We start from the raw sequence: 19,868 nt of genomic DNA on the forward strand, positions 1-19,868 counted from the left end.
TTTTGAAATGGGCATTCGCTGCGCGAATTTTATGCCCATTTCAAACCGCTGCGCATGCAAGCATGCTACGCTATGCCCCGGTAACTAAATGTTATGCTTATGGAGGAGTTATGGCTGTTACATTAATCCCATTTGGTATTGATCGAAAAACTGGAATGTTTGTCGATGTTGCTAATGTACCTAATGGCCGTAAGTGTAATTGCATATGCCCGCTGTGTAATTTGTCATTAGTTGCGAGGCAAGGCGATAAAAATCGATGGCACTTTGCGCATGACCCAACAGGTCCTATGAGTGAAAATGTAATTTCGTTATGCAAATACTCATTTTTCACTTCTATCAGAATGATGGCTCAGCAACTGGCCGATTCTTTTAAAACATTGAATGTGCCGAGATTAGAATTCCACGGTTCACATGACGATGCTATAGAGGTTAGTGTTGATAGTGTTGATAGTGTTGAGATTAATGCGATTTTTTGCGGTACTACATTTGATGTGTTAATTCATAGTGGATGCTATCAGTTATATGTTTTCTTTAGCCATGATGGAAGAGGTTTCCCGTCAGGAGTGTCTGTTGATAATGGTGAGAAAGTAGGGGTGCTAGAGATAAATATTGGTAAAATTAAGTATATACTTGAAAATGATAAATTTGGTGTGGCAACTGACATTCTATTCGACTTAGTCGTAAATGAAATATTTAATAAACGTTGGCGTTTCCATCCTAGAAAAACAACGCAAAAAAATCATAATGCAACACACTTGAGTACGAGAAAGCGGCCTGATGATACATTTGGTGGTGGTTTTCATTCTATCCCGCAACCTAAAAATAAAACATTTGAATGTAGGGCCTGCAATGCGATGTGGTCTGGAACTTCTCCTGCGGATCGTCACTGCAAAAAATGTAATACTCATGTATACATCGTTGAACATGAAAGTAATAGCATAACAAAAAGTTGAACAGGGACATTTTGAAATAGGCATTCGCTACGCGAATCTTATGCCTATTTCAAACCGCTGCGCACGCAAGCGCGCTACGCTATGCCCCTTAACTAAATGTTATCAGGAGTCGCGCTGAATTTAGAACTGTGGCGCATGAAATAATCGTAGTTAATTGTCTTGGCTACAATTTCTCATTTTGCCAGAAAGCAGTATTCTCATGCCAACTGTATCTGGGGTTGCATTCACTAACGATTTTGCTACAGAAATGGCGGTAATGGGTTTGTAGTTTTTAGGAATAAAGCTCATCAATGCATTAGCGAATAGCTGACTGTAATGCTCATTACTTCTTTTCGGTTGGCCCAATGCATCACGATCACCTAATAGCATAGAGGGGCGAGCAATGGTCACACCTTTAAAGCCTAAATTTTCAACTGCCATCTCTAATTCGCCTTTGACTCTGCTATAAAACACTGCAGAGTTTGGGTTAGCGCCCATTGCACTAACAATTCCTATGCGGTCTACGCCAACTTTTCGGGCCGCTATTGCTACGGCGAGGTTTGCATCAAAATCCACTGCACGAAATGCATCTTTGCTACCTGCATCTTTGATAGTTGTTCCAAGTGCGAGATACACTTCGTTTGCGCTAGGTAATGCGGGTAAGTCCTTAAAATTCACAACCAGCTGAACAAGCTTCGGATGATCCAGTTTCAGCTTGCGTCTCGTTAAACTGTATACTGTACGAACAGTGTCGTCGTTCAAAAGCTGTTTGAGGATCTCGCTGCCAACCAGTCCGGTACTTCCTGTAGTAATCACATCGCGATTTGGTAGCATCTGAGTGTTCCTTGATATTCTGTATGTTCTGGTTGTAACCAAGGTTAGCGCAGTCTAAGTGTTTTGGTAATCCATTTTGTTTGGTCTACATTGGCTCCGTGATAACAAAAAATTCAAGCAGGGACATTTTGAAATGAGCATTCGCTACGCGAATTTTATGCTCATTTCAAACCACTGCGCACGCAAGCGTGCTCCGTTATGCCCCTTAATTAAATGTTATCAGGAAGTGCATTTAACTACACATCGCAGGCGAATGATAAAATCGTAATATTGCCGTAATAGGGCACTACGGCAAATGAAAAATATTATTTAGCTATGTTGATTTCTTTGTTATTTAGCATTAAAACACGTTGTGGATGAATGGGGGTGCAACCGTATATTTCATGGGTGGTCAACCCATTGTCTTTTCCAAACATAATATACGAATTTCTTACATCTTCGACAAACATAAAACAAATTTCATTTAGCTTAATTAATCCATGTAAATCATTTTTCAAGCTACAATACCATTTAGACTTACTATTGTAAGAAGGATGAATCTTGCTGGGGTACATATCCATAGTGTATACACATTCATTTTTTTCAGAATTCAACTGAATAAGATCGATTTCATTATTGAATTTTTTAACCCGACTAAGAGTTATTACAAAAAGCGGGTCACCATGAGCGATAACGTTTCGTATTGTCTTCATGGTCTCATACAAATACCAGAACTTATATTTCTTTAAGGCTATTTTACCATTAGTCATTTCATTTATTTTACTGGCAGCTTCAAAACTATCTGAGAAATTCATTCCGTCGGAAAAGTATCGCGTCTTATACTCTGAATGTTGATACATTGTAGTTAAGCACCAAAATAAATTGACAATCATGTTTTCTACTAGTGCGACATGTTTTACAAGCATCAATTCGTTTTGAAACTGCGCAAGTGATTTTAGATTTTGACAAGGCTCTGTAAACTCTCGTTCTTCTATATTTATCTCATACAGAAGATCAAAATTTTTATTTTCTTGCGCTGCATTTTTACGTTCTATAAATGAGCGTTTAACACTAGAGTACCTTTCATCATACTCTTTGTAATCAGAGTGATAGTTTTCAATTAATTTTTTAATTACCCCTGATAATTTTGTGATTTCTCTTTTAACATAATTCATTCTCATTAATGACATAGATTATCCGTATTAAATATTTAAGCTATTCGACTCTATCAATACTGCTAAATAAAAACGTCATAAAGCAGGGTTCTTTCTTTATAGTAACGTTAAATGTGCTTTGAGTCATCTAGTTAACTGCATTGTGCTATATTGTGTTTTGCGTTTTGTTGCTGAACTATGAGTGCTAAATGATCGATTGGGATTGTTTCTGCACACTTATGCTTGAATCTTAGGTTTTGTTGTAGGTGTGGAGTTAGCTTGTGTGTCGGGAAGTGTAAAGCTAAATTGCTTTGTAAGCATTCGTTCCATGATAACAACAAGCTCAAGCAAGGACATTTTGAAATGGGCATTCGCTGCGCGAATTTTATGCCCATTTCAAACCACTACGCACGCAAGCGTGCTCCGTTATGCCCCTTAGCTAAATGTTATAACTTTTTCGAGGTACCAGTTAGATGAAAAATTTGAGCTACATCGTCTCGTTGCTTCTGCTAAGCATTGTGATGTTAATTTGTTGTGTGATTATCTATTTCGGAACCTTAGAAAGTAGTGCTGTCGAGCTTTCTAAAGTATTGTTACCAAGTATAGCTCCATTAATCACAGTACTTTCAGCTCTTTATATTTTTAAGCTGCAACAAGATGCAGAGCGAGCTATAGGTGATAGGACTAAACTGGAAGAAAAACAGCGTTTAGCTGCAACAATTTACAAGGAAATTAAAGGAGCACAAGACTCAATTGAGCGCATAAAACTAGAACATCTATCAAAAAAACAGCGTGGAGTTAATGATTTTGCTATCAATGAGTTCTCTCCTCCAATATTACCTTATGAGTCTTGGAATCAGAATAAGCATCTTTTCATAAAAGAACTTAATCAGGAAAATTTTGATTTAATTGATGCATCATTTAATGCTGCACTTCAAGCTGAAGATTGTAGACGGTGGGCGACAAGTCTATTTCGTGAGCAAGTGACTCAGAAAGCAGCGTCTCGAATGTCTGCTGCTTGTATGATAGCAAAAGATCTAGCGATGGAAAAATTAAAATCAGAAATAACGAATATCGAGTCTACACCAGTGTCTCAAGTGCCTATAAGTGCGGAAAGTATTGCTAATTGGAAGATAAGTTGTGAGCGAGACTTTAGCATGTTGACTGATGCCCCAAGTTTTATATTTAAACCTAAAGAATTGAATGATCGTGGTGATATAGCTTTAGAACAGTTCAAAGATGTAGTAAATACGCCTGCTGGTCAACAGTTACGTGAGTTGTGCGGTGACTTTTTGTTATAACAAAAAGCTCAAGCAGGGACATTTTGAAATGGGCATTCACTGCGTGAATTTTATACCCATTTCAAACCGCTGCGCACGCAGGCGTGCTGCGCTATGCCCCTTAGCTAAATGTTATCAGGAAAGGCATTTAATTAATATTTTTGGCGCATGAGAGAATCGTAATACTGCCGTAGTAGGGTACTACGGCGAATGGGAGATATTATATTTTTAACGCCGTTGTAACCGGCTAAAAATAGTTGACTACAATTTGTGAGGCACGAACAAAGCCAACTGTTTTTTGTTCGCGTTTACAACCTTGTTATGCGAACTAAGTTAATATTCCAAACATAGCGATTAGTAATACGCCTATGATGCAACCGTAAAAAGGTAATAGTGTTTTAGAAAAAATTACTTTTGTATAACTATCCACTTCACGCTCCACTGGTTGCGTATTAAGAGTATATTTATCACTCTTTATAATATCTTCAGCAACCTTCTCATAAAGCTTGCGGTACAGTTTTTCTTGATGCAAGAAAAAAGCATCCAAGAACCAAAACATGAACGCAGGAAAATACGCTATAAGTGCAAACATTTTATTTGAGTCTTTTGCAGCTAACGCAAATAAAGCTGCGACAATAGTGACACTCCAACCTTTAAGCAAGAAGGAGTTTTGCCCCATTCTATTAATTACCCCTTGTATAAAAGTTAAATGCGCAATTTTTTGCTCAATCATCCAGCTTTCTCCACGTTAGCTCTCTTCGAGAAGTTTTCAGCCAAGCTTCATATACGAGATAGTGACTTTTATCTTTATGAATCCACAGGCGAGGTATCTGTGCCATATCATTTCCCTTCAAGCAATATGGGTACAAACCTAGATACTCTTGTCCTATATACTCATTATCATACGAGTATTTTTTTATAGGTAGAATTGCTACTTTCTCTTTTATGCCATCAAAGTAGCCACACTCCCAAGGCATCCACTTTGAAGCTTCTGCATTTTCAGTTGTGACATAGAATAACGACTTAGAAGCATCCATTCTTTCTCTGAGTAATTCAGCTGTACTTTCATTGACTTTACTTCGATCAAGTTGAGCATCATCAACCCAGTCGACATAGACAGAGTAACCCATATCTTCAAGTGTAGCTTTAACACCAAGTATCAACTCAGCGTCTTTCGAGCTGTGAGACAAGAAAATGTCGTAAGTTTTATATTTATTAAAAACAGAGGCGGATTCGGAAAGAATTTTACTCTTTGACTTATATATATTAGTTGCCCGTTGGCTCTCTTGTTGGGCACGAGCTCTAATACTACTTTCATTAAATAATGCCATATCATCTCCATAATTAGCACAAAACTACATGTTCGCATAACAGCGTTATTATGTGGAAACTTTCCGTATAGTAACGTGACTTGTATCATGTGTCACCTAATGTAACGAGTTGTACCGTGTTGCATATTAGGTTTTACTGTAGAAGTAGAGTTAGCTCATTCGTTGGCTATGTCTGCACACACTGCTTTCCAAACATCGGGTTCCGTGATAACAAGCAGCTCAACAGGGACATTTTGAAATGGGCATTCACTACGTGAATTTTATGCCCATTTCAAACCGCTGCGCACGCAGGCGTGCTACGCTATGCCCCTTAGCTAAATGTTATCAAGAAAGACATTTAATTAATGTTTTCGGCGCATGAGAAAATCGTAATACTGCTGTAGTAGGATGATGTGGTGAATAAAAATAATTATCTTTAACGTCCATTCAGGGGGGGAGCACACAAATCAATTTTTCTTAGACCACTTTCTCCGCATACCAAAAATGTAACGTGGCATGAATCCCACTTAAACGCCTTGTTAGTTGTCACCCTGACAGTAAAATATTACTATTCATCATATATCACGCGAAATTTATGAGAGGGAAACCATGCTTGGAGAAGCAATTGTAGCAGAGTCTTTTAAACTAGGATTAGCAGAAGCTATTAGTTTTCTAAAAAGCAAATCCTCAAGTTTTAAGAATGCACATAAGATAAATATTGAACAAGCATATCTGAAAGCTTCAAATGTAGAGAATGTTAAAACAATATGGCAAGTTGATAAAAGCGTGAATTTAAATGAGTTTTATTATCCGTCAAATATTCTTGTTGAAGATAAAGTCATTCAAGTTGATTCATTAGATGTATTTCCAGAAAATGGAAAGGTTGTAATACAGGGAACTGCAGGTCAAGGTAAGTCCATACTTTTGCGTTATTTAACAGGTGTCGCACTAAGGAAAAGTAAAGTTATTCCACTTTTTGTTGAATTAAGGAAGATAACTGATAGAACTGATTTACCGACACTTATCTGCCAATCTTTAAGTGAACTTGGAATTCAAGCTACTGAAACGGAGTTAGAGTATATCTATTCTAGTAATAAATTCACTTTATTATTCGATGCATTTGATGAAATACCAGATAAGAACTTAAAAGATACTTTGATACATATTGAAAACATCTGTGCAAAATATTATCGGCAGCAGGTAATAATAACATCCAGGCCTGGAGCGGAAATACAAAAAGTACCATCATTTGATGTCTTCAACTTAGAGCAAATTGAACTATCAGACTTCAAACCAATGCTATTAAGATTTTTTAATAACGATGAAGTTACTGTTCATCAAATAATGAAAAGCTTACATGAGAATAACAATGAAATCATTAGCCTGGTTACGACACCATTGTTATTAACCTTGCTGGCTATAACATATAAAACTTACAATAAAATCCCAACACAGTTACACGAATTTTATGAGAATATCTTTCATGTTCTTGTAAATCGGCATGATGCTACTAAACCTGGATTTAGAAGAGAATATAAATCTAATTTAAATGAAAGAGAGCTTGAGGATTTATTTTGTGGGTTTTGTTTCTATAGCATGATTGAAGGCAAAACCTCTTTATCACGACAAGAAGCATTAAAAGTAATAAAAAAAGCATGTGAGTTTTTAAATATTACTCCATCTTCTGAGTTCAGTTTTTTAAGTGACTGCATTAAAAATACCTGTCTTTTGTTGGAAGAGGGGTTTAATTATCACTTTATTCATAAAAGCATAAGAGAATATCATTCGGCAAAATTTATTAGCGGAAGCCCTAACGAACTGAAAGAGCGCTTCTACACTATGGCTAAAGAAAGTATACAAAAATATAGAGTTGAATTAGACTTTCTTAGCGTTATCGATGAACATTACTTTAACAAGTATTTTTTGCTCCCCACTTATGAATCTATCTTTCAAGATCTATCACAGGCCGAAAACTACAATCACTTAGAACTTGGTTTTCTTTTGCAAGATTCACACTTATATTGTAATGAGGAGCTAAGTCAGATAATATCTTTTAGATTTAATCAAAGGCCAATTTTTTTAGTTCATTATATGAACGATGCATATAGTACCATGATCAACCTAATAATTAAAATGATAAATAATTATGAAATAAAACCAGGTAGCCAAAGAGAAATTAGTATTGTCTCGGCAATGAAAGACTGTGATTTATACGACGAAGCAGAGAATCTAATTAATCAAACCATCAAAGGGATGTATGATAAATATGTTCAAATGAAAATTCGCTTTAACCGGAAAGACGCTTTAATCGAAAGCATGAATTTTTAGTTTGCCAATGCTACATTCTTGTAATGGTGACAACTAGCTGCGTATTATGCCAAAAGTTTCTGTATAGTAACGTGACATATACTCTGAGTTACCAGATGTAACGTTACGCCGTGTGCTGAGTAGTAGTTTTTGCAGCGGCGGCGTAGTGATTTTTACCGTGGAAGTAGAGTTAGCTCATGCGTTGGGTATGCAAACACTCATTGTTGTCCAAGCATCGGGTTCCTTGATAACAAGAAGCTCAAGCAGGGACATTTTGAAATGGGCATTCGCTGCGCGAAATTTATGCCCATTTCAAACCGCTGCGCACGCAAGCGTGCTGCGCTATGCCCCTTAGCTAAATGTTATCAGGAAAGGCATTTAATTAAAATTTTTGGCGCATGAGAGAATCGTAATACTGCCGTAGTAGGGTACTACGGCGAATGGAAAATAACATATTTTAACGCCGCGTTAAGGTGTGAGTAACGCAATAACGAAGTTTCGGCATTGCGCCTTAAACACTGAAGTTACCTCAAAGCAAAAATGCCACGCGTTACGAATCACTCTTAAACGCTTTGTTATGACTACGTGTACCTGCATTAGTTAAAGCCTCTTTCCATTTTTTTGTGTTAAGACGTATCTTGATCCCGTCACTAAACACTTTGAAGCCACTGCTATCTTTATAACTTTCATTAGCTTGCTCTTTAAAACGGCTGAAGTCTCTAGACTCAAGAGCCCCCTCTAGCTCTTGTGTGAATCCTATTTCTATACCAAACCTTTTCAAAGCTTGAGTAGTTTCATCACTTAAGTTACTCAGTAAATGGTAGTAGGCGCTAAAATACTCGTTTTCTTCAAATTCAATTTGAAGCCCATCACGCTCCGGCTCGGGGTCTTGAAAGTACACGGACAGCTCATCCGAAAAGTATGCTTGCGACGCAATTCTTACAACAGGAGCCTTTCCATTGACAGTACCAATGACGGTGGTTTGTTGCTTCGCTTTCACTTGAGTAGAGCTATTAAACTTACCGGAAGTACCCTTTGCCTCCACAATAACGAATTCACCTCTAATGTTACGACCAATAAGATCTGGACGAGATTTAGTTACTTTACCTGACGCTCCCACTGGAATACCAAGGACACTCTTTAAGCAATGAACATGTGCCAACCATGGCGTTTGAATTAACTTTTCGGAAAATAGTTTAGACATAGCCATACCAAGCATAAAAGAAGTAAACGTCTTTTCTGTTGGGTCAGAATCGCTATAAATATCAGAAGTATATATATAGCCTCTCGATTCAGTTAGGTTAGCTAGCAACAAGTAAATCCTATTTAAGATTTCCGCGTGGGAATAAAAACCATTTGAATACAAAGCTCTTCGATGCCGCTTGCCTACAGTCATAATTGCCCAAAGTAGGTCTTCCCAATCGACAGTCAATGAACTGTTAGCTGAATTCAGATGGGAGTATGTCCCCTTAAAATCGCAACAATCATATGAAATTTTCATTGATACAATACTCTAGATAGTTGTCATAACAGCGTATTATGCGGAAACTTTCCGTATAGTAACGTGACATGTATTCTTCGTCACCTAATGTAACGAGTTGTGCAGTATTGCATATGCGGTTTTAGTGTAGAAGCAGAGTTAGCTCATGTGTTGGGTGTGTAAACAGGCGTTGTTTTCCAAACAATTGGTTCCGTGATAACAAGAAGCTCAAGCAGGGACATTTTGAAATGGGCATTCGCTACGCGAATTTTACGCCCATTTCAAACCGCTGCGCACGCAGGCGTGCTGCGCTATGCCCCTTAGCTAAATGTTATCAGGAAAGGCATTAAATTAATATTTTCGGCGCATGAGCGAATCAGAACGGTACCGTAGTAGGGTACTACTGCGAATGAGTTATTTAACGTTGAGCGAATGACGCTAGTTGTTATGCGATTTTACTTGTTTTTATTCATCCTTAACGTATAGACCGATACCTCATCTTTAAATGCTGGCCATGTATTGTTGAACTCCAACATGGAAACCTCGTTGTTTTTTATAGATTCTATTTTATATAGCCAACTACGTGGAGGGCACTCAGTACAATTTCGTCCATTTTCGACCATATAGAAAAAATTGTTGCCTATCCATTTTACGCGAGCTTCTACAATTGGCATATCTCCTGTAATTTCAGCGTACATAACGACCTTATCAGAACCTATGAATTCTATACCACTTGATTCAGCGCCTTTCAGGATTAATCGATGATTTATTACTGACTTCTCGTAGTTTTCAGCATGTGAATTACCAGAAAGAAGTGCAATAAATGATATTAATGCGACGATTTTTATATTCACAGTCATTTATATCCTATGCTTACACGTAACAGAAAAAAGAACCGCATATCAGACTATTTCTATGAATGTGTCTTAAAATTCTTTCATGTCGAAGTGTCAATTTTTTCATGGCAGCATTATTATGCTTAAACTTTCCGTATAGTAACGCGGCATGTACTCTGAGTCACGCGATGCAACGGTGTGTAGTGTGTTGATAAGTGATTTTTACTGTGGAAGTAGAGTTAGCTCATACGTTGGGCGTGTAAACACACATTGCATTTCTAACATCGTGTTCCATGATAACAAAAAGTTAAAGCAGGGACATTTTGAAATGGGCATTCGCTACGCGAATTTTATGCCCATTTCAAACCGCTGCGCACGCAAGCGTGCTGCGCTATGCCCCTTAACTAAATGTTATCAGGAAAGGCATTTAATCTACATTTTTGGCGAATGTAAGTTTTGCAAAATGCCGTGTAGGACACTTATTGGTGCGAAATTGCAGCTGAAATTTCGCCATTCGCACCATAGTCGTTTGCTAAGCAGATGTATTCCAACAACCTTTGCTTGAGCTATCAAAGAAAATAACCTCAAGCTGACCTAGTTCTTTTCGGATAAGCTCATACACATAATTACAATAACCTTGGTTAGCACCAAAAACAGAAACAGCAATTTTTTTGATTTGAGATTCTCTGATTCGACGTAAAATATGCACATCGTGTTCACCGAAACCCCAGCCATAAATTACAAGTGTTTCCCCTAAATCAGCAAAAACTTCTCGATATACGACACTCAAGTAATGGCTATTTGTAATGGCTACTACTTTTTGATTTGATGTCCCCTCACTAACAAATAAGGGAACGCAGCTTTCTGATTCCCAGTTTTTAAGGATTGAATCTAAGAGGTCATCATGTACACCGACATCAATTTTATACTCATTGTCTACAACATTTCGTGCGAGCAATAGATTACCATGAGGATAAAACATTAAAGTATTTGAACTTTCTCTATATAACTCACGGTATTTTTTCCAATCATCAGCAAATACCCCATGATACATTGCATCTTTGAATCGGTGACTTGTTCCTTGTCTATTGGCGTACATCGCTACCCAATATAGTGTTAGATCATAATTCAAACTAAGAACGGTATCGAAATTACGTAAAAATGAGGCTATGTTGTCAAATTGTGACTCAACATCACTATATGCTGGATGAATATCCCTAACTGCATTAATAAGGCAATCTCGAACATGCTCATAAGCTCTTTGAGTCTTGTTATCCATTATATTGAGAGCTTTATTCACTCGACTAGCTTGCCATACAAGCCTTAAAACTAGTTCAAAATCGTCGGTTTTAAAATATTCAAACAGTGCTCTAACGTGATGAGTAAGTAAGCCATGTTTAATTGAATGCTCTCTTAATGACTTGTACATAAAGCTCTTATCGATAGCGATAGAAGCACCATTTCCAAGTAACAATGAATCTTGAAATTCACTTGAAATATTGTGCCAATGATATATTTTGTATGTCACTAAACCTCCAAATCTGCTTAATAGCGTATTATACGGAAAGTTTCCGTATAGTAACTCGGCATGTACTCCGAGTCACCAGATGTAACGTTCTCTAGTGCGCTGAGTAGTGATTTTAACTGCAGAAGTAGAGTTAGCTCATGTTTTGAGTACGCAAAACACATTGCAGAGTGAGCATCGGGCTCCGTGATAACAAAAAGTTGAAGTAGGGACATTTTGAAATGGGCATTCGCTACGCGAATTTTATGCCCATTTCAAATCACTTCGCACGCAAGCGTGCTGCGTTATGCCCATTAACTAAATGTTATCAGGCTGTGGCATAGCAATCTTTTGTGCGAATGTTATATACATATCCATCATAGGGTTAATAGCAAGTATTACCGTCTGAAGATGACCATGAAGTTCCATCTAAAAGTTTATTAAATTGAATATATTTTAGCAGTCTATTCTTAGTGTTAAATGTGATTGATTCTATTTCTGATACAACTTGGGCTGGTTCAATACTTTCTAGTGAGTTATTTGGTTTATTGATAAAAACCGTGTAAATGCAATTGATTGCGTCAGAGTTTCTTTTTACAATTCTTCTTGCTTTGTTTATATCATCATTCTCGACTAAAAAAATGGAGTTTAATGATTTTGCTAATTGTTCGGCTGCTTTGCTTTGTTCTCCATGGGGGTATCTTTCTTTTATATATTGGTCAATATCATCTCGAATGCTATTATGGTTTCTATCTGACCCAATTAAAGAGTCACCTCGCTCTAAAGAGGGTGTTAATCCCGAAGCTTCTAACTTGTTAATTATATCATTTCCTGATAATGTCCTATAGCTCAATGCAATAAGTATAAATCCTATAGCCAAGAAAGAGTGTGTTCCTTTCATAATTATCCCATGCGCTAAAGCTGTATTGCCTATAGCGTTAGTAGTGCCAGAATGCTAGAGTTTTTTTGCGATTTAGTTTTATATTTCGAATGGCGATCTTGATAATATTTCTTTTGTGTTGTGCGAAGTATATGCAAATTTTGTATGGCAATGAAAATGAACTATTAGTTAGTAATTGGTGTACTTCGCAAATCTATTCTTCAAGTGGATAATTATGCCGTGATAACAAAGAGCTCAAGCAGGGACATTTTGAAATGGGCATTCACTACGTGAATTTTACGCCCATTTCAAACCGCTGCGCACGCAGGCGTGCTACGCTATGCCCCTTAGCTAAATGTTATCAGGAAAGGCATTGAATCTAGACTTTTGGCGAATGTAAGTTTTGCAAAACTCCGAGGTAGGGCACTAGTTGGTGCGAAGTAGCATCTGAATTTTGCCTTTCGCACCATAGTCGTTTGTTAAGCCTCTGGCTCAGGCACCCATGTGAATACATTTTGATGAACAAATGACTTCAGTATATCTAGTGATTTTAATGCGTCTGACTTAGCTAGTTCTTCAGCAGATTCAAATCTGCCATCGATCAATTTTTTAACCAATGAACCATTTTTAAGCCCTGCTTTCGCATGAACATAAGGGTTGCGGATTTTTCGTAAAACTTCCAATTGTTCAAAAAGTGTTTCACTTATAATTTCAGCGTCTTTTGCGGATTCGAGGATTTTCTTAAATGAGGATTCAGCTATCGTATTCTGCCCTCTCATGTTGAACTCACCGGACAGTGAGTGTTCAATAAAAGCTTGGCACAATAATACAACCGCCATGTAATTACCGTTAACGTAACTATTAGCTAACTCATGAAAAGCTAAGTGAGACTGTAAACCTCCGGTTAAAAGCATATCACCCTGTGGCGAAAACAATTCATTTAGCTCGACAAATCTAACAATACGTTCTGGTCTAGTTTGTTCTTCATCTTCGAGAAAATCAGCGATACCTTGTCGTTTTATTTCTTCGTAGTCCATATTGTCCTCATTGAATCTTAACAGAGTTATTAAGCAGAAACTTTTCGTATAGTACCGATAATTACCCTCTTAGTCATTTAATGAAACATGTAGTTTTGTGTTGCATGTGAAGTTTGCGGAGGGGGTATGGTTAGCTTGTGTGTTGGGTGTGTCAGCATACATTGCTGTTCAAACATCGGGTTCCGTGATAACAAAAAATTCAACAGGGACATTTTGAAATGGGCATTCGCTACGCGAATTTTACACCCATTTCAAACCACTGCGCACGCAAGCGTGCTCCGTTATGCCCCTTAATTAAATGTTATCTGAAAGTCGAATTTAATAGGCTTTCGTGGTTTAAACTTCAGGCCATAGTCACGTTACTTTTCGCGGCGCAATTGTATTCTCTCTTCGATTTAGCGTTGTTGTCGAATGGGGGAGTTGTCTAGGTAACAGCATTGTTTACGTAAATATCGTATTCTTTCCATTCTTGAACATAGTTGGCGAATGAGCGCGTTGTAGTTTCACCGGTATAGGCGAATGTAATCCGGCTTTCTTTCCCGTGAGTTGGTACTGCTGTTGCGGGGTGATCAGGCATAACATGGTTTGCTGAAACTGGAAAAATCGTATTCTTTCCTGCTGTTAGCATGGTGTGTGGTTGCACAAAATCAGTGTTCTTTTGCACAATCTAAGTCGAATGGTCGAGTCACGTGATAAATCATCGGTAGAATAGGGTAAATTCAGGCTCGCCGAGGAAAGCTGCTTTTACTTAAGGCTGTTACGTTGGTCGGCAAAACCCTGCTTTTAGCAACCTTGGGGTTTCAGATAACAAGAAATTCAAGCAGGGACATTTTGAAATGAGCATTCGCTGCGCGAATTTTATGCTCATTTCAAACCACTTCGCACGCAAGCGTGCTTCGTTATGCCCCTTAATTAAATGTTAGCTGAAAGGCGAATTTAATAAGCTTTTGTGGGTTAAATCTCAGCACTTAGCATAATGAATTTTCACGGCTCAATTGTATTTGTTCTTCGATTTAGCCGTTGCGTCGAATGAGTGAGTTGCCTTGGCTGCTTAATCGTTTACGTAAATATCGTATTCTTTCCCGTAGCGTGATCAGCGTAGACCGGCCAAGTTGCCGATGTATCTTCAGTGTTCTCGGTAAGTCATTACTCTTTCCAATCCTGTACATTGTAGGTGAGCGGTCGCGTTGAAGTGTCAGAAGTGTAGGCAGCAAATGCAATTCTGTTTTCTTTCCAGTCAGCTGGTTCGGCTGTAACTGACAGTTTTGACATAGCAAGCTTTGCTACAACAGAAAAATCGTATTCTTTCCTATTGTTTGCATGGTGTTTGGCTGCACAAATCAGCGTTCTTTTGAACAATTAAAGGCGAATGGTCGAGTCACGTGCATCATTGCGAATAGAATAGGGCCAGTACAATGCTCGCCAAGCTCTATTGTCCTTACTTAAGGTTGTTTAGTGGGTCGGTAAGTCTAGTGTTTTTAGCTACCTTGGGGTTTCAGCTAACAAAAAACTCAACAGGGACATTTTGAAATGGGCATTTGCTGCGCAAATTTTACGCCCATTTCAAACCACTGCGCATGCAAGCATGCTACGTTATGCCCCTTAGTTAGAAGTTATCAGGAAAGGCATTTAACCTATATTTTCGGCGAATGTTTGTTTTGTAACGCTACCATAGCAAGACGCTCATTAGTGCGAAATAGCAAATGAAATTTGGTCATTCGCACCATAGTCGTTTGTTATTCCTTTGCCAACATAAACTCCGGACTATTTAAAAATACTGTCGCATCTTGGATGAAATCAGTAATGCCAAATAATAAGTCCTCGTTATTTTCTGAACGACGAGCTAACTCCTGAAGAATCATACCATTTCGCAGAGCTTCCATTCGACTTGGATCTATATGGTCAAAATCAGGAAATACACTTCCATAAGTCACGACATCTTCAATTAAATCACGCCATTTAATGGCGAATTCATCTTGATTGTTACGATTACAAGCATATGAAAATGCAGCAGCTACAGCGTCTGCGAGTTGAACTCCAGCGTAATCTTGTGAGTCAACAAGATTAATTGATTCAGTAAGATTGAAGGTTATAGGGATCCTTTGATCTCCAAATGTCGAATAAACCTTGTCTTCTCTACCAACCATAGCATCTAGCAGCTCATGATCTGTCTCTAGAGGTTTGGACTTGTCACAATACGCCGTTAGAGTTTCATAACTCTGTCCCCAATCAGACAGCAAGGTGTATAAGCTAGTATTTGTTAGATCCAAGCTCCATTTACCAGAACCCTCACCAATATAACCATCGAGCTCTTTTTCTACATTTGTTTTGTTTTTCAAGGTAAATGTAAGTATGTACCCCATGGTTTGTGTCAGTCTGTCATCTGTGTGCCCCCCAAACAATAATTTCAAGTTAGTGAAATCTCCGCTCCGCATTAACTCTTCAAATTCTTCGAACAGGTATTCTGCTGCGGTTTGGTTGTTGACAAGTTCCAAGTAGAGCATAGTGCTAACAAACTTGTGGAAATTTAATTGATAAAAAATCGAGTTTATACGCGCAAGGGAAGGTTCAAATATATACTCGAAAAACTTTCCTGCTAAGGCATACTTTTTATCTGATACTGATACTTTCATTTTTCCATGCAATGCAGTAAGTATCTCATCAATCGCTCGGCGACCTTTATTTTTCTTGACTAACTTTCCACCTTTTATCTCGCCATTTTGAATTTTGTACTTTTTAATGATGTATTCTACTAGCAACTTTGCTTCTTCGTCTTCGATGACAACAGATGCATAACAAAAAATTGGTTGTTGAACGTCTAATAGCTTATTTCCTGTGAAACCTGATTCGTCGAAATAGACGTTTGCATGATTTTTCAATTTACCTCCTAAAGGCATAGTAGCATTATTGAACTGAAATATTTATGTATAGTACCGCTACTTATCCTCTTAGTCATTTAATGAAACATGTAGTTTATTTTGCATGTGAAGTTTGCGGTAGGGGTATGGTTAGCTTGTGTGTCGAGGAAGTCAGCATACATTGCTGTTCAAAGCTCGGGTTCCTTGATAACAAAAAATTCAAGCAGGGACATTTTGAAATGGGCATTCGCTGCGCGAATTTTATGCCCATTTCAAACCACTGCGCACGCAAGCGTGCTCCGTTATGCCCCTTAATTAAATGTTAGCTGAAAGGCGAATTTAATAAGCTTTTGTGGGTTAAATCTGAGCACTTGGCATAGTGAATTTTCACGGCTCAATTGTATTTGTTCTTCGATTTAGCCGCTGCGTCGAATGAGTGAGTTGCCTTGGCTACTTAATCGTTTACGTAAATGTCGTATTCTTTCCAATCGTGTGCGTTGTTGGTGAGCGGTCGCGTTGAAGAGTCTGCGGTTTAGCCGAATGTAATCATGTTTTCTTTCCAGTCAGCTGGTTCGGCTGCAACTGACAGTTTTGGCATAGTAAGCTTTGGTACAGCTGCAAAAACGTATTCTTTCCTCTTGTTTGCATGGTGTTTAGCTGCACGAAATCAGCGTTCTTTTGCACAATTGAAGGCGAATGGTCGAGTCACGTTCATCATTGCGAATAGAATAGGGCCAGTACAATGCTCGCCAAGCTCTATTGTCCTTACTTAAGGTTGTTTAGTGGGTCGGCAAGTCTAGTGTTTTTAGCTACCTTGGGGTTTCAGCTAACAAAAAACTCAACAGGGACATTTTGAAATGGGCATTCGCTGCGCGAATTTTACGCCCATTTCAAACCACTGCGCATGCAAGCATGCTACGTTATGCCCCTTAGTTAGAAGTTAGCTGAAAGGCGAATTTAATAGGCTTTTGTGGGTTAAACTTGAGCACTACGCATAGCTTATTGTCACGGCTAAATTGTATTTGTTCTTCGATTTAGCTGCTGTGTCTAATGAGTTAGTTGCCTTGGCTACTTAATCGTTTACGTAAATATCGTATTCTTTCCAGTAGCCTATTCGGTGTAATCTGGCCAAGTTGCCGATGCATCTTCAGTGTCACGGTAAGTCAGTATTCTTTCTAATCCTGTACATTGTTGGTGAGCGGTCGCGTTGAAGTGTCTGCGGTGTAGGCGAATGTAATCTTGTTTTCTTTCCAGTCAGTCGGTTCGGCTGCAACTGACAGTTTTGGCATAGTAAGCTTTGCTACAACGGCAAAAACGTATTCTTTCCTCTTGTTTGCATGGTCTTTAGCTGCACGAAATCAGAGTTCTTTTGCACAACTGGTGGCGAATGGTCGAGTCACGTGGAAGTGTGTGAATAGAATAGGGCAAATACAATGCTCGCCAAGCTATATTGTCCTTACTTAAGGTTGTTTGGCGGGTCGGTAAGTGTAGTGTTTTTAGCTGCCTTGGGGTTTCAGCTAACAAAAAACTCAACAGGGACATTTTGAAATGAGCATTCGCTGCGCGAATTTTACGCTCATTTCAAACCACTGCGCATGCAAGCATGCTCCGTTATGCCCCTTAGTTAAAAGTTATCAGGCAAGGCATTTAATTAATTTTTTCGGCGCATGAGAGAATCGTAATATTGCCGTAGTAGGGCACTACGGCGAATGAGAAATATTAAATCTTTAACGCTGCAAACAGCGGCGGAGCGAAGCGACGTCCGGGCCCGAAGGGCCGAACTGCTTTGCCTTGTTAGGAGCGTCATGCCGCGCCACGTCATAAGCTTTTTGAAAGGTTAACAAGCTTTTCAAACACATTGTTTTTTTCCTTATCAAAGCTCACTCGTAAGGCATGAAAATCATTTAGGGAAATTTTTGACGCGACATTTTCATCTGCTCTTTTTGATGCCTCATTAATATACGAAATAAGTGCCTGCTTATTTTGGAAGTACAACTCTATCTCTGTTGAGAGATTTTCGGCATAAAGAGCCACAAGCATTAGCACTTTTGCCTTCGTATCCATAGTCGTGGTAGAGGCTCGATTCTTCAACTGACTTAGCGGAAGTGCTCCTTCAAATACTGCCATATAGCCAAGATACCATTTTGCAAAATCAGTACTATCTTTGGCAATAAGGTCATAAATCTCTTCATATTTTTTCTTTGTGTAATTTTTTTGATCTCGCCTACTTGTCAGGATCGAGGTTACAAATGCAGACGCAACACCCCCACCCAATACGGTTAATAGCGCTATTAATATAGTTTGTTCGAATGTCATCTAGACTCCTAACAGCGTATTATGCAGAAACTTTCCGTATAGTAACGATATCGGTACTCTGCGTCACCTGATGTGACGAGCTAAAGTGTGCTGCTTAGTGATTTTTACTGTGGAAATAGAGTTAGATCATGTTTTTGGTGCGTACAAAAACATTGCAGTGTGAGCAACGGGTTCCGTGATAACAAGCAGCTCAAGCAGGGACATTTTGAAATGGGCATTCACTGCGTGAATTTTATGCCCATTTCAAACCGCTGCGCACGCGAGCGTGCTACGCTATGCCCCTTAGCTAAATGTTATCAGGAAGGGCATTTAATTAATATTTTCTGAGAATGTGAATAATATTAACTTGCCGTAGTAGTTTGCTTTTGGAGTAATCAGATAGTGAATTGATACCATTCACGTTTATTCTAGGTGTTTTCTAGCCAGTACTCACTGTCACTACACGCACAAGGCAAGATAATGATGCGCATTATCAATGTCTGTGGTTCAAAACGCGAATCTGCTGTGCAACAGATGACTATTTTAACGCAGAAGTGAACAATAGCTTTGCCGTGAACTCCTTTACTGAGACAATCATGCCTGTGATCCCAAAGCCAATGGACAGTTATGAAACTCTTAGTTCGCAATCTTGCTCGTTCAACATCTGAGCAATACATCCACAAGTTGTTCTCTGCACACGGTACAGTTACTGAATGTACTCTGGTCTTAGACCAAGAAACTGGCTTGTCTAAAGGTTTTGCATTTGTTGAAATGCCAGACGAAAAAGAAGCGGCAAACGCAATTACTGCACTTAATCAATCTACTGTTGATAGCAGCAAAATCCGTGTTAAAGTAGCAGAGTAAAATTAAGCAACTTACCATATTAAAACCGACTGTTTATGTCGGTTTTTCTTTGTCTAACGCTCAGTATTACGCGCCCTATAAATAACAGTTAGAAATATTTACCTTAGAACTAACCAGCTATTGTCTATCTTGCATCGGTTCCGTGATAACAAAAAGTTCAAGCAGGGACATTTTGAAATGGGCATTCGCTGCGCGAATTTTATGCCCATTTCAAACCACTTCGCACGCAAGCGTGCTACGCTGTGCCCCTTAACTAAATGTTAGGCTACGATTTAGATAGGTGTGACATGTGACTATTGTCACACTTTATTGAGTTGT

15 protein-coding genes are annotated in these 19,868 nt (G+C 38.6%); 4 read left to right on the plus strand and 11 right to left on the minus strand.

Annotated elements, in window-relative coordinates; translation table 11 throughout:
• Positions 1 to 110: 110 nt before the first annotated feature.
• The gene (locus tag NCTC9997_RS06875) at positions 111 to 953 is read left to right on the plus strand and encodes a competence protein CoiA family protein (protein ID WP_156669247.1); all 843 of its coding nucleotides are present in this window, start codon (positions 111 to 113) and stop codon (positions 951 to 953) included.
• 150 nt (positions 954 to 1,103) lie between these two features.
• Here NCTC9997_RS06875 and NCTC9997_RS06880 read toward each other — a convergent pair whose 3' ends face one another.
• Positions 1,104 to 1,766 carry an NAD(P)H-binding protein gene (locus NCTC9997_RS06880; RefSeq protein WP_064977656.1) on the minus strand — a complete coding sequence of 221 codons (663 nt, stop codon included), beginning with the start codon at positions 1,764 to 1,766 and terminating at the stop codon, positions 1,104 to 1,106.
• A 305-nt stretch (positions 1,767 to 2,071) separates the two neighbouring features.
• On the minus strand, positions 2,072 to 2,935 hold the full coding sequence (locus NCTC9997_RS06885) for a hypothetical protein (RefSeq protein ID WP_064977657.1): 864 nt from the start codon (positions 2,933 to 2,935) through the stop codon (positions 2,072 to 2,074).
• Between the two features lie 437 nt (positions 2,936 to 3,372).
• Between NCTC9997_RS06885 and NCTC9997_RS06890 the strand changes: the two genes are divergently transcribed.
• On the plus strand, positions 3,373 to 4,200 hold the full coding sequence (locus NCTC9997_RS06890; protein WP_064977658.1) for a hypothetical protein: 828 nt from the start codon (positions 3,373 to 3,375) through the stop codon (positions 4,198 to 4,200).
• 307 nt (positions 4,201 to 4,507) lie between these two features.
• Here the strand turns inward: NCTC9997_RS06890 and NCTC9997_RS06895 are convergent, their stop codons facing one another.
• A complete protein-coding gene (locus NCTC9997_RS06895; RefSeq protein ID WP_082935500.1) occupies positions 4,508 to 4,912 on the minus strand; it encodes a hypothetical protein in 405 nt (134 codons plus the stop codon).
• The gene (locus NCTC9997_RS06900) at positions 4,905 to 5,510 is read right to left on the minus strand and encodes a TIR domain-containing protein (RefSeq protein WP_064977659.1); all 606 of its coding nucleotides are present in this window, start codon (positions 5,508 to 5,510) and stop codon (positions 4,905 to 4,907) included. Before NCTC9997_RS06900 ends, NCTC9997_RS06895 begins: the two co-directional genes overlap by 8 nt.
• 588 nt (positions 5,511 to 6,098) lie before the next feature.
• Between NCTC9997_RS06900 and NCTC9997_RS06905 the strand changes: the two genes are divergently transcribed.
• The gene (locus tag NCTC9997_RS06905) at positions 6,099 to 7,817 is read left to right on the plus strand and encodes an NACHT domain-containing protein (RefSeq protein WP_064977660.1); all 1,719 of its coding nucleotides are present in this window, start codon (positions 6,099 to 6,101) and stop codon (positions 7,815 to 7,817) included.
• A 529-nt stretch (positions 7,818 to 8,346) separates the two neighbouring features.
• Here the strand turns inward: NCTC9997_RS06905 and NCTC9997_RS06915 are convergent.
• From NCTC9997_RS06915 to NCTC9997_RS06945, 7 genes are all read right to left on the minus strand, one after another.
• Positions 8,347 to 9,297 (minus strand): hypothetical protein, encoded by a 951-nt coding sequence (locus tag NCTC9997_RS06915; RefSeq protein ID WP_156669248.1) that lies wholly within the window; start codon positions 9,295 to 9,297, stop codon positions 8,347 to 8,349.
• A gap of 434 nt (positions 9,298 to 9,731) precedes the next feature.
• The gene (locus tag NCTC9997_RS06920) at positions 9,732 to 10,136 is read right to left on the minus strand and encodes a hypothetical protein (protein WP_064977662.1); all 405 of its coding nucleotides are present in this window, start codon (positions 10,134 to 10,136) and stop codon (positions 9,732 to 9,734) included.
• A 508-nt stretch (positions 10,137 to 10,644) separates the two neighbouring features.
• Positions 10,645 to 11,640: a DUF4917 family protein gene (locus tag NCTC9997_RS06925; RefSeq protein WP_064977663.1), complete on the minus strand. Its 996-nt coding sequence runs from the start codon at positions 11,638 to 11,640 to the stop codon at positions 10,645 to 10,647.
• 361 nt (positions 11,641 to 12,001) lie between these two features.
• Entirely contained in the window at positions 12,002 to 12,517 is a 516-nt protein-coding gene (locus tag NCTC9997_RS06930; protein WP_156669249.1) for a hypothetical protein, read from the minus strand.
• Between the two features lie 458 nt (positions 12,518 to 12,975).
• Positions 12,976 to 13,533 (minus strand): hypothetical protein, encoded by a 558-nt coding sequence (locus NCTC9997_RS06935; protein ID WP_197665253.1) that lies wholly within the window; start codon positions 13,531 to 13,533, stop codon positions 12,976 to 12,978.
• 1,736 nt (positions 13,534 to 15,269) lie between these two features.
• Positions 15,270 to 16,412: a DUF3800 domain-containing protein gene (locus tag NCTC9997_RS06940; RefSeq protein WP_167550128.1), complete on the minus strand. Its 1,143-nt coding sequence runs from the start codon at positions 16,410 to 16,412 to the stop codon at positions 15,270 to 15,272.
• A gap of 1,797 nt (positions 16,413 to 18,209) precedes the next feature.
• Positions 18,210 to 18,707, minus strand: a complete 498-nt coding sequence (locus NCTC9997_RS06945) for a hypothetical protein (protein WP_064977666.1) — start codon at positions 18,705 to 18,707, stop codon at positions 18,210 to 18,212.
• Positions 18,708 to 19,313: 606 nt separating this feature from the next.
• Here NCTC9997_RS06945 and NCTC9997_RS06950 point away from each other — a divergent pair.
• Entirely contained in the window at positions 19,314 to 19,550 is a 237-nt protein-coding gene (locus tag NCTC9997_RS06950) for an RNA recognition motif domain-containing protein (RefSeq protein ID WP_071849684.1), read from the plus strand.
• Positions 19,551 to 19,868: the final 318 nt, after the last annotated feature.

Source organism: Plesiomonas shigelloides (assembly GCF_900087055.1).
GTDB classification, from domain to species: Bacteria; Pseudomonadota; Gammaproteobacteria; order Enterobacterales; family CAMTGL01; genus Plesiomonas; species Plesiomonas shigelloides.

Coding starts and splice junctions, on each gene's coding strand:
- NCTC9997_RS06930 (WP_156669249.1), bottom strand. CDS start 12,517: ATGAAAGGAACACACTCTTTCTTGGCTATAGGATTTATACTTATTGCA.
- NCTC9997_RS06880 (WP_064977656.1), bottom strand. CDS start 1,766: ATGCTACCAAATCGCGATGTGATTACTACAGGAAGTACCGGACTGGTT.
- NCTC9997_RS06920 (WP_064977662.1), bottom strand. CDS start 10,136: ATGACTGTGAATATAAAAATCGTCGCATTAATATCATTTATTGCACTT.
- NCTC9997_RS06950 (WP_071849684.1), top strand. CDS start 19,314: ATGAAACTCTTAGTTCGCAATCTTGCTCGTTCAACATCTGAGCAATAC.
- NCTC9997_RS06885 (WP_064977657.1), bottom strand. CDS start 2,935: ATGTCATTAATGAGAATGAATTATGTTAAAAGAGAAATCACAAAATTA.
- NCTC9997_RS06895 (WP_082935500.1), bottom strand. CDS start 4,912: ATGATTGAGCAAAAAATTGCGCATTTAACTTTTATACAAGGGGTAATT.
- NCTC9997_RS06905 (WP_064977660.1), top strand. CDS start 6,099: ATGCTTGGAGAAGCAATTGTAGCAGAGTCTTTTAAACTAGGATTAGCA.
- NCTC9997_RS06890 (WP_064977658.1), top strand. CDS start 3,373: ATGAAAAATTTGAGCTACATCGTCTCGTTGCTTCTGCTAAGCATTGTG.
- NCTC9997_RS06935 (WP_197665253.1), bottom strand. CDS start 13,533: ATGGACTACGAAGAAATAAAACGACAAGGTATCGCTGATTTTCTCGAA.
- NCTC9997_RS06945 (WP_064977666.1), bottom strand. CDS start 18,707: ATGACATTCGAACAAACTATATTAATAGCGCTATTAACCGTATTGGGT.
- NCTC9997_RS06915 (WP_156669248.1), bottom strand. CDS start 9,297: ATGAAAATTTCATATGATTGTTGCGATTTTAAGGGGACATACTCCCAT.
- NCTC9997_RS06875 (WP_156669247.1), top strand. CDS start 111: ATGGCTGTTACATTAATCCCATTTGGTATTGATCGAAAAACTGGAATG.
- NCTC9997_RS06900 (WP_064977659.1), bottom strand. CDS start 5,510: ATGGCATTATTTAATGAAAGTAGTATTAGAGCTCGTGCCCAACAAGAG.